Source organism: Streptomyces sp. SID12501 (genome assembly GCF_010550245.1).
In the GTDB taxonomy this organism is placed as follows: domain Bacteria; phylum Actinomycetota; class Actinomycetes; order Streptomycetales; family Streptomycetaceae; genus Streptomyces.
In genome coordinates this window covers 35,530-49,952 of the sequence record NZ_JAAGLU010000040.1, presented here as the reverse complement: position 1 = coordinate 49,952, position 14,423 = coordinate 35,530, and the positions used below count along the sequence as shown (strand labels likewise).

Here is a 14,423-nt window from a genome sequence, read left to right as displayed (position 1 = left end):
GGGTTGGCAACGGCTTTGTTCGTTCTCTAGGTGAAGGCAGGAGTGGCTGCGTTCAGCGTGCCGTCCAAAAGCGTCGAATCGCCCATTTCGCTCAACGCGAGAGCGAGCGCTCCGAGCACCTCCGCACGACCTCCAAGTGCCCCTGGAAGAACGGACAGTTGACGTGCCGCACTGGGGATCGCATAGCGGCCGACAGACTCTCTTATGGGACCGAGCACCAGCTCACCGGCCTCGGCGAGATCACCACCGAGGACCACCCTGCTCGGGTTCAGCAGATTGCAGAGATTGGCGACTCCACTGCCGATATGACGGCCGACGTCGGCGATCACGCGACGGCAGCCCGGGTCGCCGTCCCTCGCCAGCCGCACGACACCTTCCATGGTCAGGTCGGTTCCGTGGCTGGACTGGAGGAGCGGCAGCACATAGCGCGCCGCCGCGAAGGTCTCCAGGCAGCCCCGGTTTCCGCAGCGGCAGACAGGGCCGGATTCATCAAGAGTAATATGCCCGATTTCTCCCGCTGTGCCACCCGGACCCCGGTAGATCTTCCCCTCGATCACCAGTCCGGCCCCGACACCGCTCGCGACCTTGATGTACGCCAGGTCCCGCACCCCACGGCCACTGCCCCAGACCAGCTCACCGAGGGCGCCGAGGTTGGCGTCGTTGTCCACGTACACCGGCACGTCGAGGCGCCCGCGCAGCTCCTCACCCGGCCTGGTACCGCTCCAGCCCGGCAGTATGGCGCTGGAGCCCAGGGTGCCCGACTCCACGTCGATCGGACCCGGTACGCCCAGGCCTACGCCGGCGACCTTGGAACGGTCGACGCCCGTTGCTGCGATCAGGCGATTGACCAGCTCTTCCGCCCGGTCGAAGCCCTGCGCGGCGGAGGCGTCCACGTCCAGCGGCTCGGATTCCTCGGCCAGCACCTGGTGGGCGAGGTTGCCGACCGCGACCCGTAGGTGCGTGTGCCCGAAGTCGACGCCGATCACGATGCCCGCGTCCCCGCTCAGCGAGACGGCCCGGGCCCTTCGCCCGCCCGCCGAGGTGGGCGTGACCTCGACGGTTCCGCCGTCCTTCAGCTCGCGGACGATGTTGGACACCGTGGCCGCCGACAGACCGGTGGTCCTGGCGATCTCGGCCTGTGTGAGCGACCCGGCGAGGCGCACGGCCCGTACGACCCGTTCCAGGTTGGCTCGGTGCAGTGACGACTGCGACCCCGGAGTCTCCACGACGACCTCCTGCGCGCGGGACCGCTTCGATGAGGCCCCGTCTATGTCCAACTAGTGAACTCTAAGCTGAGCCGTTCGGGTCACCTCCCGTCAAGAGGTTGAACTGCATCCGAGGTCTTGTACACATAGCTGCGCGCGTGCACGGTTTGCGGTATGCACGCGCGCGTGCAGCGGCTGAACGGAAGGTTCCGGTTACTTCAACGCGCCCGCCGTGAGTCCCGTCACCACCTGGCGCTGGAAGACGATGTACGCGGCGAGTACCGGGATCATCGCCATCACCAGGCCGGCGAAGAGACCCGACCAGTCACCCTTGTAGCCCTGGCTGGCGGCCAGCTGCACGAGGCCCTGGGTGAGGACCCGTTTGTCGGGGTCCGTGTTCAGCACCGTCGGCAGCATGTACTGGTTCCACTGGCCGAGGAAGTTGAAGATGCCCACGCTGATCAGGCCGGGCTTGGCCATGGGCAGCATGATCTGGAAGAAGGTCCGGGAGTGCGAGGCCCCGTCGACGAAGGCCGCCTCCGCCACCGAGGTCGGAAGGGTCCGGAAGAACGCGGTCAGGAAGAAGACCGTGAACGGCAGTGAGTAGGCGATGTAGACCAGGATCAGCCCGTGGATCGTGTTCAGCAGGCCCATGTTGTTCACGACGTAGAACAACGGGACCAGGGCCAGCATGATCGGGAAGCTCATGCCGCCGATGAACAGGTAGTAGATGAACCCGTTGCCCGGGAAGTCGAAGCGGGCCAGGACGTACGCCGCCATCGAGCCGAGCACCAGGGTGCCGATGAGCGAACCGCCCACCACCAGGATGGTGTTGAGGAAGTAGTCGCTCATGTTGGCGTCGGTCCAGGCCCGCGCCCAGTTGTCGAAGTGCAGCTTGTCCGGCAGGGACCAGGGTGAGCTGAAGATCGCGTTGTCGTCCTTGAAGGACGTCATCACCGCCCACAGGAGCGGCATCACGACCATGAACGCCCACAGGACGAGCATGCCGTGCGAGAAGACGTTGAGGACGGTGCCCTCCTTCTTCTCGCGCTTCTCCTTCCCCGGAGCGTTCTCCTTGCGCACGGGCCCTCCGGGCTGCTGGGGAACCGTGTCCGGCGGTGTGCTGTCGGTCGTCTTCATGTGTGTCAGTACTCCAGCCGCTCGCGCCGGCCCAGCCGCATCACGAGGGCCGCGAAGGCCAGCGTGACGACGAGCAGGGCGACCCCGATGGTGGTTGCGTAGGCGGCCTGACCGTCGCGGAAGGCCTTCTGGTACACGTACAGGACCATGACGGTCGTCGAGTAGTCCGGGCCGCCGGGCCCGGTCGTCATGATCTGGACGACCGCGAACGACTCGGCGCCCAGCGCGAGGATGCCCATGTAGACCCAGCCGGACTGCACGGTGTCCCACAGCAGCGGCAGGGTGATCCGGAAGAACGTGGCGGCCCGGCCAGCGCCGTCCAGCAGCGCGGCCTCGTACAGGTCAGCCGGGATCGACGCCATGCCCGCGGAGAACAGCACCACGAAGAAGCCGACCGTCGACCAGACCAGCACCGCCATCACACACCACAGGGCGAGGCTCGGGTCGCCCAGCCAGAGCGGCTGGACGCTGTCGAGCCCGATACCACGCAGCAGCGAGTTGATCGAGCCGCTGTCCGGGTTGTACGCGAAGGCGAACAGCAGGGCGACGATCGCGATCGACAGCACCTGCGGAAAGAAGTAGACGATTTTGTAGAAGGAGGAACCGCTGACCCCGGAAATCACCGGTCCACCACGGCGCCGCTTCCCGCCCACATTGATCATGAAGGCGAAGAACAGCGCCAGACTGATCGTCACCAGCGGCAGCACCAACGCGAACAGAAGGCTGTGCTGCAACGACTTCCAGAAGATGTCGTCGTCGAGCATCCTCTTGTAGTTGTCGAAGCCCACCATCTTGAATTCCGGGCTCAGTCCGGTCCAGTCGGTGAACGAGTAATAGATGGACTGGATGAACGGCCAGATGACGAAAAGTGCGTACAGCCCGAGAGGGACCGCCAAAAATCCCACGATGAAGCGGTACTTGCCGTGCTGCATTACCACAGACCCCGTTCCGTGCGCGGGTGCCGCCGCTGGTGACAGATCATCGGCTTCTAATCGGGTAGGCTCGTCGCCGTACGTTGCGAGAACCAAGCGCGTACATCGTGCTGATCGAGAACCAAGACAGCACATGCACCTCCAGACTTTGCGGCACAAACCGGGCTGGTTTCAACCCGGCTGGTGTTGATCGTGGAAGACCTGTCGGGTCGCTGACCCGCAGGCGGCGTGAGCCAGGAATCCCCCTGCTTCAGCTGGGGGAGGACTCAATGGTGCTTGTAGTGCTTGATCGACGTGTCCTTCGCGGTCTCGTCGGCGTAGTCCTGGATCTTCTTCATGGCCTCGGCCGGGGTGAGCCGTCCGGCCATCATCTCGCCGAGCCCGGACACGCCGATCTTCTCCTTCTGGAGCTGCACGTACCAGTCCTGCAGGCGCGGGTTGACGACGTTGTCGCCGGCCTTCTCGAGCGCCGCCACGCCGGACTTGAGGCCCGGGGTGAGGGTGATGCCGTCGGTGCCGCCGTTGTACGCGGTCAGTGACTTGACCTTGGTGGTGAAGTTCTTCGAGGAAGCCTCGCTGAGCATGATGCGCAGCTGTTCCATGCCACCCGCGGTGTTCTTCGCCTTGGCCGGGACGATGAACGGCTCGCCGCCGGAGGCCCAGATCGTGCCGAACGGCAGCTTGTCGGAGCTGTCGATGCCGGTCGGCGCGGAGACGGCGAGGTCGAAGTCGGCGGGGATGACGTTGGCCGACTCGTTCTCCACCCAGGAGCCGTTCGGGATGAACAGCGCCTTGCCCTTGGCCCACGCGGTCTGCGACTGGATGTGGTCGAGACCGGGGGTGCCCTTGAGGACGTACCCCTTCCTGTAGAGCTCGTAGTACGCCTCGAAACAGGCCTTGACAGCCGGGGCCTTCCAGGCGTTCGGCTCCAGGTTGTCGATCGCGTCGAGGACCTCGACGCCGCCGACCTTGCCGATCATCGCGTAGAGCGAGAAGGGCAGGTAGTACGGGTACTTGCCCGCGTAGGTCCAGCCGGCGATGCCCTTTTTCTTGGCCTTCTCGCACACGGCGAGCATCTCGTCCCACGTCTCCGGGTAGGTGGCGTCGAGCGAGTCCAGGGCCTTCTGGGAGTACCAGACGCCGTACACCGTGTAGGCGTAGTACATGATCCACACCGGGTCGCCGTCGAGCTGGCCCATCTCGACGATGCCCGGCCGCAGCGTGTCGCGGACCTTCTTGTCCGGGTCGTCGTAGGACGGGGCGTCCAGCAGCGGGGTGAGGTCGGCGAGCTGGCTCTTGGCTGCCAGCACACCCATGTCCATCTGCTCGGCGCCGGAGTTGTCGATGAGGTCCGGCGGGGTGCCCTGGTTGAAGCGGGGCTGGAGCGTGGACTGGATCTTCTGGGTGGCGGAGAACTTGACCTTCGCCTTCGGGAAGTTCTGCTCGTAGATCTTGACCGCGTCCTCGGCGTACTCCTTGCCGAAGCCGCCGTCGAAGAGCACGAACTCCAGCTGGGCGGTGTCGTTGACCGCCAGAGGGTTCTTCGCGGTCTTCGTACCCGCCTTGGCCTTGTCCTCGTCTCCTCCGCCGCTGCTCGCACAGGAGGCCAGGAAGCTCATCGTGGGGACGGAGATCAGACCGAGCGCCGCTGATCGTTTGATCAGGTCGCGGCGGCCGAGGCCGGTGGCCGTGCTGCCGGTGGTGGCGCTGATGGTGCCGGTGGTGCGGTCGGTGGTGCGGCTCTCGTCGGAAGTGGATCCCATGCTCAAGTCCTCGCCTTCTCCAGGACTCAGGCGGTGAACCGGATCCTTCCGGCACCGCGATCGGGTCGAACTGGGTCGTGCAGGAAGTACTTAGTGCGTGATGCGCCCTGATCAGAGGGAATACCCGGCGGGCCGCGCGTTCGGCACGTCAAACCACCCTTCCGGCTCCCCTCACACCTGACGTCGGCCGGTCGAACAGTGGCAGATGCCGACAGGTATAGTCCACTTCCCGTCAAAGGGGCAAGATCGAATGCATGGTTGGTCGCGGGTCTTTTCCGAGTTGAGACCTCGCGGAAATATGTGGACCGCACGCATCCCTTTGCGCGAAAAATTCGCGATATTGGGCCCGAATGCCACACCCAACGCCCTTGACACCACTGACCACTTCGCTCCCTACTGGTTCCTGCGCAGCCAAGGTGACAACGTTGTCCGACGGCAGGGAGGGTGCTCTCGCATGCGGCAGGGAGTTCGATACAGGGCTCGGTACGGATGGCAGTTCGGATCAATTCCGGCCATCGCGGCGATGTTCGCACTGGTGATCGGTGGGCAAGGTGCGGCGACCGCCCTGCCGGTCACCGCACAGGCCGCCGACCGGGAGTTCGTCTCCTCGTTCGAGGCGGGTGAGCCGGCGCCGGACTGGCTGAACACCGTCGACACGGGGCCGGACGGCACGAAGCGGGCCTCGGGTGTCGACGGCGGCTACAGCAGCGGCATTCCGGGCAATGCGACCGACCATGTGACGGACGTACGGGCGAGCGGCGAGAACACCGGCGGGGGCGAGGTGAAGGAGAACCTCGTCGATGGTGTGCCGGGGACCAAATGGCTGACGTTCGCCTCGACCGGTTGGGCGGAGTTCGACCTCGACGAGCCGGTCAGGGTGGTCACCTACGCGCTGACCTCGGCGAACGACCACGCCGAGCGCGACCCGGCGGACTGGACGCTCCAGGGCTCGGCGGACGGGACGACGGGCTGGAGGACCCTCGACAGCCGCACGGGCGAGTCGTTCGCCGAGCGGTTCCGGACCAGGTCGTACGACCTGTCAGAACCTGCCGAGTACCGGCACTTCCGGCTCGACATCGGACGGAACAACGGGGGCGCCATCACGCAGCTCGCCGATGTCCAGTTCTCGACGGGCAACGTCGACGCGCCCGTGCCCCGGGACATGCTGTCGCTGGTCGACCGCGGCCCGAGCGGCTCACCGACCGCGAAGGCCCGCGCCGGTTTCACGGGCAAAAGGGCGCTGCGGTACGCCGGAACACACCGGGCGGCCGGACGGGCGTACTCGGCCAACAAGGTGTTCGACGTGAACGTGGCCGTCGACCGGGACACCGAACTGACGTACCGGATCTTCCCGTCCATGGCGGACGGCGATCTCGACTACGCCGCCACGAACGTCTCGGTGGACCTGGCCTTCACGGACGGAACCCTTCTGAGTGAACTTCGGGCGGTCGACCAGCACGGCTTCGCGCTGACGCCGCAGGGGCAGGGCGCGGCCAAGGGGTTGTACGTCAACCAGTGGAACCATGTGACCTCGCGGATCGGGGCGGTGGCGCAGGGGAGGACCGTCGACCGGGTGCTGGTGGCGTACGACTCGCCGGCCGGTCCCGCGAGGTTCCGGGGCTGGATCGACGACGTGACGCTCCGGTCCGTCGCCCCCGAGCCGCCTCGGGAACACCTGTCCGACTACGCGCTGACGACCCGGGGCACCAACTCCAGCGGCGGCTTCTCCCGGGGCAACGACTTCCCGGCGACGGCAGTACCGCACGGCTTCAACTTCTGGACGCCGGTCACCAACCCGGGCTCGCTGAGCTGGCTGTACGACTACGCGCGGGCCAACAACGCCGACAACCTGCCGACGATCCAGGCGTTCAGCGCGAGTCATGAGCCGAGCCCCTGGATGGGCGACCGGCAGACCTTCCAGGTGATGCCGTCGGCCGCCGCCGGCACCCCGGACACCGGCCGTACGGCACGGGCGCTGGCCTTCCGGCACGAGAACGAGACCGCCCGGCCGTACTACTACGGGGTGCGGTTCGAGAACGGCGTCAAGGCCGAGATGACGCCGACCGACCACGCGGCGGTCCTGCGCTTCACCTACCCCGGCGCCGACGCGAGCGTCCTGTTCGACAACGTCACCGACCAGGCGGGCCTGACCCTCGACCGGGACAACGGCACCTTCACCGGCTACTCGGACGTGAAATCGGGACTGTCGACGGGAGCGACCCGGCTGTTCGTGTACGGGGTGTTCGGCGACGACGCGGTGGTCACGGAGGGGGCGTCGAGCGGGGTCAAGGGCTATCTCCGGTTCAGGGCGCCGACCGGGGTGGTGACGCTTCGGTTGGCCACCTCGCTCATCAGCGTCGAGCAGGCCAAGGCCAATCTGCGACAGGAGATTCCGGACGGTACGTCCTTCGAGACGGTACGGGCCGGTGCGCAGCGGCAGTGGGACGGTCTGCTCGGGAAGGTCGAGGTGGAGGGGGCGACGCCGGACCAGCTGACGACGCTGTACTCCAGCCTGTACCGGCTGTATCTGTACCCCAACTCCGGTTTCGAGAAGGTCGGTTCGAAGTACCGGTACGCGTCTCCGTTCTCCCCGATGCCGGGTCCCGACACCCCGACACACACCGGGGCGAAGATCGTGGACGGCAAGGTGTACGTCAACAACGGCTTCTGGGACACCTATCGGACGACCTGGCCCGCGTACTCACTCCTGACGCCTCGTCAAGCGGGTGAGATGGTCGACGGGTTCGTGCAGCAGTACAAGGACGGCGGCTGGACCTCGCGCTGGTCCTCCCCCGGGTACGCCGATCTGATGACGGGTACCTCGTCGGACGTGGCGTTCGCCGACGCCTATGTGAAGGGCGTCGGTTTCGACGCGAAGTCGGCGTACGACGCGGCCGTGAAGAACGCGACCGTCGTACCCCCGACGTCGGGCGTGGGCCGCAAGGGCATGGCGACCTCGCCCTTCCTCGGCTACACGAGCACCGAGACGCGTGAGGGCCTGTCGTGGGCACTGGAGGGCTACCTCAACGACTACGGCATCGCCCGGATGGGCCAGGAGCTCTACCGGGAGACGGGGAAGCAACGGTACAAGGAGGAGTCCGAGTACTTCCTCAACCGTGCCCAGGACTATGTGCGGTTGTTCGACACCGGGGCCGGTTTCTTCCAGGGCCGGAACGCGCGCGGCGACTGGCGGGTGGAGTCGTCGGCGTACGATCCGCGTGTCTGGGGCTACGACTACACGGAGACGAACGGCTGGGGTTACGCCTTCACGGCTCCGCAGGACAGCAGGGGCCTGGCTAACCTGTACGGCGGCCGGGCGGGCCTCGCGGACAAGCTCGACGAATACTTCGAGACCCCGGAGACGGCGTCACCGGAGTTCGTGGGCTCGTACAAGGGGGTCATCCACGAGATGACGGAGGCCCGGGACGTCCGGATGGGCATGTACGGCCACTCCAACCAGGTGGCCCATCACGTGAACTACATGTACGACGCGGCCGGCCGGCCCTGGAAGACACAGAAGAACGTCCGCGAGGTCCTGTCCCGTCTCTACACGGGCAGCGAGATCGGTCAGGGCTACCACGGCGACGAGGACAACGGCGAGCAGTCGGCCTGGTACCTGTTCTCGGCGCTCGGCTTCTATCCACTGGTCATGGGCAGCGGCGAATACGCCGTCGGCTCCCCGCTGTTCACCAAGGCAACGGTGCATCTGGAGAACGGCCGGGACCTGGTGATCAAGGCCCCGGACAACAGCGCGCGGAACGTGTACGTACAGGGCCTGAAGGTCAACGGCCTGCCCTGGACGTCGACTTCACTCCCCCACTCGTTCGTCTCCCAGGGCGGAACCCTGGAGTTCGACATGGGCCCCGAGCCCTCGGCCTGGGGAGCGTCGAAGAACGCGGCCCCGGTGTCGATCACCCAGGACGACGAGGTGCCGACTCCGCGGGCGGATGTGGTGACCGGCGGGGGCCCGTTGTTCGACAACACGTCGTCGACGGACGCGACGGTGACGTCCGTGCAGCTACCGGTCACCGGCGGCACGAAGGCCGTCCAGTACACGCTGACGTCCTCGGACCGTACCGAGGCTCCGACGGGCTGGGTCTTGCAGGGCTCCTCGGACGGCAAGAACTGGCGGACGCTGGACCGGCGTTCGGGTGAGTCGTTCAGGTGGGACAGGCAGACCCGGGCGTTCTCGGTGGCGTCCGTGGACTCGTACACGCGCTACCGGCTGGTCCTCGACGGTGAGTCGACGCTGGCGGAGGTGGAGTTGCTGGGCTGACCACCATTTTCCACGCCCGCTTCGCCGGTCAGGGGTCGGGGAAGCGGGCGGGGAGGCGGGCAGTAACCGACGTAGTGCGTCTGCGTGTTGGTGGGCGTACTTGAGCATGGAGCGCCGGTTGTGGACCGTGCCGGGATGTCGGGGACGGTCAGCCGGTCGTCAGCCGGTCGCGAGGGTGAAGACGTGCAGGTCGGCGTCGGCCGGGAGGCGGACGCTCACGATGTTCCGGCCCGCCGGTGCCTGGAACGGGCTGGTGGCGAAGACATACGTCGGGACCGGGTCCCGGCCCGCTCCCGAGACGTTCCGGTACGCCGTCCTCGCGACGACCTCGTTGCCGTACCGGACGGTGCCCGTGCCGCCGCCCAGCGTCCAGTCGGTGAGGGACAGGTCGACCGTGTCGGTGGTGCCGTCGGTGTAGGTGACAGTCGCCTGGGACCGGCGGCTGCCGAAGACCGCGCTGCCGATGAACGACAACTGGGATGCCGGGGTGGGGAGTTGGATCGTCCGGGCGTTCGCCGACGCGTTGTCGGGGCGGCCCGGCGGTGAGGCCGGCCATGTGAAGGCCAGGCCCGTCGCCAGCCTGCCCCGCGCGCCCGGGGCCAGGTCCGCCGCTGTCAGGGCCTGGCGTGAGTAGCTCCAGCCGCCGCCGTCGTAGTCGGCCTCGGTGTGGTCGCCGGTGTCGTCGGAGGCGCCTGTGTTGTTGTAAGCGGCGAGGAGGGAGCCGGGGGCCGCCACCGTGAGGGAGATCGGCTGCTCGAACGCCGTGTCCGTCGATGTCACCTTGATCCTCGCCTCGTGGAAGCCCTGCTCGACTCCGGGCTGCGCGGCGAGCGTGATCCGTTGGGTGCCGTCAATCACCTGTCCGGAGGCGGGCGTTGCCGTTACGCCGGTCGGGGTGTCCACCTCGAAGCGCACCTCCGGGCCCGGGGTGGCGGCGCCCGTCAGGAGCAGTGCCCGGACGTCCACCTGCGCGCTGCCGCCCGGCGCGAGCGTCGCCGTGGTGGGGCCGACGCCGATCTGGTACGGCTGCTCGCCCGCCCGGAAGGACGGCGGGGCGTCGGACGGAGCGGTGCCCCAGGTGGGGTTCGGGGTGGCGGCCAGGGTGTAGTCCAGGGTGCCGCCGCGCCGGACGAAGGACGCCGGGAGCCAGGGACGTTCGCTCGTACGGCCGTTGACCGTGAGGGACTGGACGTACGGGGCGTCCGCCGCCGCTCCCCGTGCGCGGATCGAGATGTCGTTGCCGTACGGGCGGTTGATCTCGATCCTCGGGAACAGAGGTGCGGCCAGGATCAGTTCGGCTCGGGACGGCACCTGTGGGTACATCCCGAGTGCGGCGAAGACGTACCAGGAGGACATCGCACCCAGGTCGTCGTTGCCGGGGATGCCGTCCGGGCGTGTCGACCAGAGCCTCGTCATCGCCGCACGCACCGTCTCCTGGGTTTTGTGCGGTGCGCCCGCGTAGGCGTACAGGTAGGGGACGTTGACCGAGGGTTCGTTGTCCAGCTCGGACTTCTCGCCGCCGCTGCCGGTGAGCGCCCAGCTGCCGTCGGCGTGGTTGAAGAAGGCGTCCAGGCGGCCGACTGCCGTGGCCGTGCCGCCCATCGCCGCGAAGAGGCCCGCCGGGTTGTGCGGGACCATCCAGGTGTACTGGGCCGCCGTACCCTCGACGAAGCCGTTGCCGGTGGCCGGGGTGAAACCGGGGGCCCAACTGCCGTCCGCCTTACGGTTGGTGATGTAGCCGCCGCTTCGATGAGCCGCGATGTCGAAGTTGTTCTGCCACCACTGGGCGCGCTTCATGAAGCCGTCCGCCGTCCTCGTCCTTCCCGCCGCGCGAGCCAGTTCGGCGAGGGCGAAGTCCGCGCCCGACATCTCCAGCGTCTCCGCGGCGCCACCCCACGCGTTGGACACCGACGGCATGTAGTGGTGCGCCAAGTACTGGTCCAGAGAGGGGCGTTGGCCGACCGAGAGGACGGGCCTGCCCGCCGGGGAGAGGTCCTGCCGCGTCGGTACCGTCGCCGCCCGGAGCAGGGAGTCCAGCGCGCCGCGCAGGTCGAAGTGTCTGCCGCCGAAGGCGCGGATGCCTGCGAGGGAGGCGGGTGAGGGGTCACCGTTCATGACGTGGGTGCCGCTCGCGCCGTGCAGCCAGCGGTCCCACAACCCGCCGTTCTGCCGGGCGAGTTCGTAGAGGGACTGGGCGATGTCCGAGCCGGCGCCGGGGTCGAGAAGGGTGAGCAGCTGGACCTGGGAGCGGTAGACGTCCCAGCCGGAGAAGGTGCCGTACTGGTTGTCGTGGCCCGCCCGGACCGGATGGATCCCGCCGTCGCCGCCCCGGTAGCGGCGGTCGGTGTCGCTGATGACGTTCGGGTGGAGGAGAGAGTGGTAGAGGGCGGTGTAGAAGGTGGTGCGTTCGGCTTCCGTGCCGCCGCCGACCTTGATGGCGGCGAGCCTGTCCCGCCAGGCGTGTCGGGCCGCGTACCGGACCGACGTGAAGGAGCGGGCGGGCGGGTTCTCGGCCGCGAGGTTGGCCTCGGCGCCCGCGCGACTGACGTACGAGACACCGACCTTGACGCCCACCGGGCCCGTGCCGGGCTCGAACTCCACATATCCGCCTGCCCCCTTGCCCGCCACGGGACGGCCGCGGTTGGCGGTGAAGCCGCCCGTTCCGCCGGACGCGGAGGTGGTTCCCGGGCTCAGCCGGTCGTCCTGCCAGGTGCCCGTCGCCTTGAAGGCACGGTCGAAGCGGGCCGTGAAGTGGAGGGTGTAGTAAGGGCGTCGGCCTTCGGGGTCGAGGTGGCCGCAGAAGTTGCCGGAGGTGACCGAACCGGAGACCGTACGGGCGACGGGGTCGATCGTGACCGTCGAATCCGTCGAGCCCACCTCGGAGTTGGCGGTCCGGATCAGCATCGACGCCGGTCTGCCGGGCGGGTAGGCGAAGCGTGCGGAGCCTGTGCGGGTGGTCGCCGTGAGGTCGGCGGTGACACCGGAGGCCATGCCCACCTTGTAGTGGCCGGGCTCCGCCGTCTCGTCGGCGTGGCTGAAGTCGGCCGCGTACACCGCGTCCTCGGTGTCGCTCGCCGGGGAGGACGTGACCTGACCGGCGTACGGGAAGAACGGGATGTCGCCGCTGCCGCCCGCGCAGCCCGTGCCCGACATGTGGGTGAGGCTGAAGCCCCTGATGCGGGTGGTGTCGTAGTGGTAGCCGCCGGGGGCCGCCGTGCGGGTGGCGTCGCCCCGGGTGTTCTCGGGGCTCCAGGAGAGCATGCCGAACGGGACGACCGCGCCCGGGAAGACATCGCCACCGTTCCTGGTACCGATGAGCGGATCGACGTATGGAGTGGGGTCCTGGACCAGGGGGTTCGCGGGTGCCGCCGTCGCCGCGAGCGTCGGGGTGGGCGTGCCGAGCGCCAGGACGGCGGTCAGCAGCAGGGACGTAGGGCGGACACGCATGACGCGGCCCCTCCTCCTTCGGACGGGTCGCGCACAGGTCGCACAAGCCGCGGGGACAGTGACGGTCGCCAGCGGTACCACGGGAGGTCGAGCACCTCCGAGGGGACGCGCACACCGGTCACGCGTGCGGGGTGCCGGGTCCACTCCTCTGGGGGACCGTGGAGGGGAGGCAACCGGTTTGACGATGGTGTCCACTGGGGCGATAGAGTGTTGTCCAGACCACTGGACAACGTTGTCTCCAACTGGTCACGTCCCAGACGCACTCCACCCGGGCCTCATCCCCCGTGCCGGCCCGGCTCGCGGACCCGGTGGGTATCGACCACCGGGTCCGCCCTGAGCGTCCTTGCACCTGGTTGATCTCGAATGTGCGGCCCCGCGCGGCTAACCGACCCGGCAGGGCAGGGTAGTCGCCGTATCACCGCCCGAACCCCGGACGACGTATCCGAACGTCGCGGTCCTGCCCGGATCGAGCGAGCCGTTCCAGCCGGCGTTGTGGACCATCACCGCCTGGCCGTTGTAGGTCGCGTTGCCGTTCCAGAGGCTGTCCACCGTCTGGCCCGCCGGGAGTGTCCAGTCGACCATCCAGCCGAGCATCGGCACGGTCCCGGAGTTGGTGACGGTCACCTCGGACTGGTAGCCGCCGTTCCAGCTGCCCGTCGTACGGCGACTTGCGGTGCATGCGCCGGGCGGGGGCTCGGTGGGCGGGTTGCCGGGGTCCTTGATGCCCGTCACCTCGCCGTTGCCGCCGTCGAAGACGACGTCGGAGCAGGAGTAGAAGGTCTCCGCGCTGTCGGAACGCTGCCACACCATGTAGATGAGGTGGCGCCCGGACTTGTTCGCCGGAAGCGTGCCGTTCCAGGAGTAGTTGGCCTCGACGTTGCCCGGGGTGCCGTTGAGCGGCGGGTGGTCGACGCTCAGGAACGGCTGGGACTCGATCGCGTCCCAGGTGAGGGTCTTGGTCGGGTCGAAGCCGTCCTTGGTGATGTAGACGTAGAACCAACCCGGGTGCGCCGCCCACGCGTTGTACGAGAAGTCGACGTTGGCGCCCGAGGTGAGGTGGGTCACCGGCCAGTCGGCGCTGGGGGTGTTGAACCCGGTGAAGTTGGTGTTGCCGCCGCTGCACAGCTGGCCGTCCGGGACGAAGCCCCGGGTACGTCCCGCGCCGTCCGAGCGCAGCACCGAGAACCAATTGTAGAACGGCGTGGTTCCGCTGACCTGTTGTGCCGTCTTGCAGGCCGGGTTGATCGCCTTGATCTCACCGGTGTCCGTGAGGGCGTCCTCCCAGCAGAGGAAGGTACGGCTGCCGGGTTTCATCGGGGTGCCGTGGGCCTCCGCGTCACCGCCCGCCGTGACGACCAGGCCGAGGGCCGGGATCGCGGTGAGGAGTGCCAGGAGGATGAGGAAGAAGGCTCTGCCTCGGGTGGGTAGCGGTAATCGGCGTGGGGTGCGGGGGGAGGATGGGGACAGTGATGTCAGGGCCATGTCACGTTCTCCTTCAGTCGTACGCGATGCGCCGTACGTCGTGCGGTACGTACGGAACGTGCGGGTGAAGGGGCGCGCCCGACTGGGGACGCGCGTGATGCGCGATGCGCACGGTGTGATGCGTGGGGGGTGGTGAGGTGGGAGCGACTCCCGCTTACGGGTTCCGGTCCGCTCGGTG

At 67.9% G+C, this 14,423-nt stretch carries 7 protein-coding genes; 1 reads left to right on the top strand and 6 read right to left on the bottom strand.

Features of this window, described 5'->3' with window-relative positions:
- Positions 1-26 precede the first annotated feature (26 nt).
- The 4 genes from G3I71_RS36685 to ngcE form a co-directional block, all read right to left on the bottom strand.
- Positions 27-1,226, bottom strand: a complete 1,200-nt coding sequence (locus G3I71_RS36685) for an ROK family transcriptional regulator (protein ID WP_164321759.1) — start codon at positions 1,224-1,226, stop codon at positions 27-29.
- A gap of 192 nt (positions 1,227-1,418) precedes the next feature.
- Complete coding sequence (locus G3I71_RS36680; RefSeq protein WP_164321757.1) at positions 1,419-2,345, bottom strand: carbohydrate ABC transporter permease; 927 nt, start codon at positions 2,343-2,345, stop codon at positions 1,419-1,421.
- Positions 2,346-2,350: 5 nt separating this feature from the next.
- Positions 2,351-3,277: a carbohydrate ABC transporter permease gene (locus G3I71_RS36675; RefSeq protein ID WP_164321756.1), complete on the bottom strand. Its 927-nt coding sequence runs from the start codon at positions 3,275-3,277 to the stop codon at positions 2,351-2,353.
- 266 nt (positions 3,278-3,543) lie between these two features.
- Positions 3,544-5,040 (bottom strand): N-acetylglucosamine/diacetylchitobiose ABC transporter substrate-binding protein, encoded by a 1,497-nt coding sequence (ngcE, locus tag G3I71_RS36670; protein ID WP_203732322.1) that lies wholly within the window; start codon positions 5,038-5,040, stop codon positions 3,544-3,546.
- A gap of 523 nt (positions 5,041-5,563) precedes the next feature.
- Between ngcE and G3I71_RS36665 the strand changes: the two genes are divergently transcribed.
- Positions 5,564-9,316 carry a GH92 family glycosyl hydrolase gene (locus G3I71_RS36665; RefSeq protein ID WP_164321754.1) on the top strand — a complete coding sequence of 1,251 codons (3,753 nt, stop codon included), beginning with the start codon at positions 5,564-5,566 and terminating at the stop codon, positions 9,314-9,316.
- A gap of 159 nt (positions 9,317-9,475) precedes the next feature.
- On the opposite strand, the gene G3I71_RS36660 is transcribed toward G3I71_RS36665, so the two are convergent.
- Together G3I71_RS36660 and G3I71_RS36655 are read right to left on the bottom strand one after the other, a co-directional pair.
- Positions 9,476-12,763: a GH92 family glycosyl hydrolase gene (locus G3I71_RS36660; protein ID WP_164321752.1), complete on the bottom strand. Its 3,288-nt coding sequence runs from the start codon at positions 12,761-12,763 to the stop codon at positions 9,476-9,478.
- A 381-nt stretch (positions 12,764-13,144) separates the two neighbouring features.
- Positions 13,145-14,245, bottom strand: a complete 1,101-nt coding sequence (locus G3I71_RS36655) for a lytic polysaccharide monooxygenase (RefSeq protein WP_164321750.1) — start codon at positions 14,243-14,245, stop codon at positions 13,145-13,147.
- Positions 14,246-14,423: the final 178 nt, after the last annotated feature.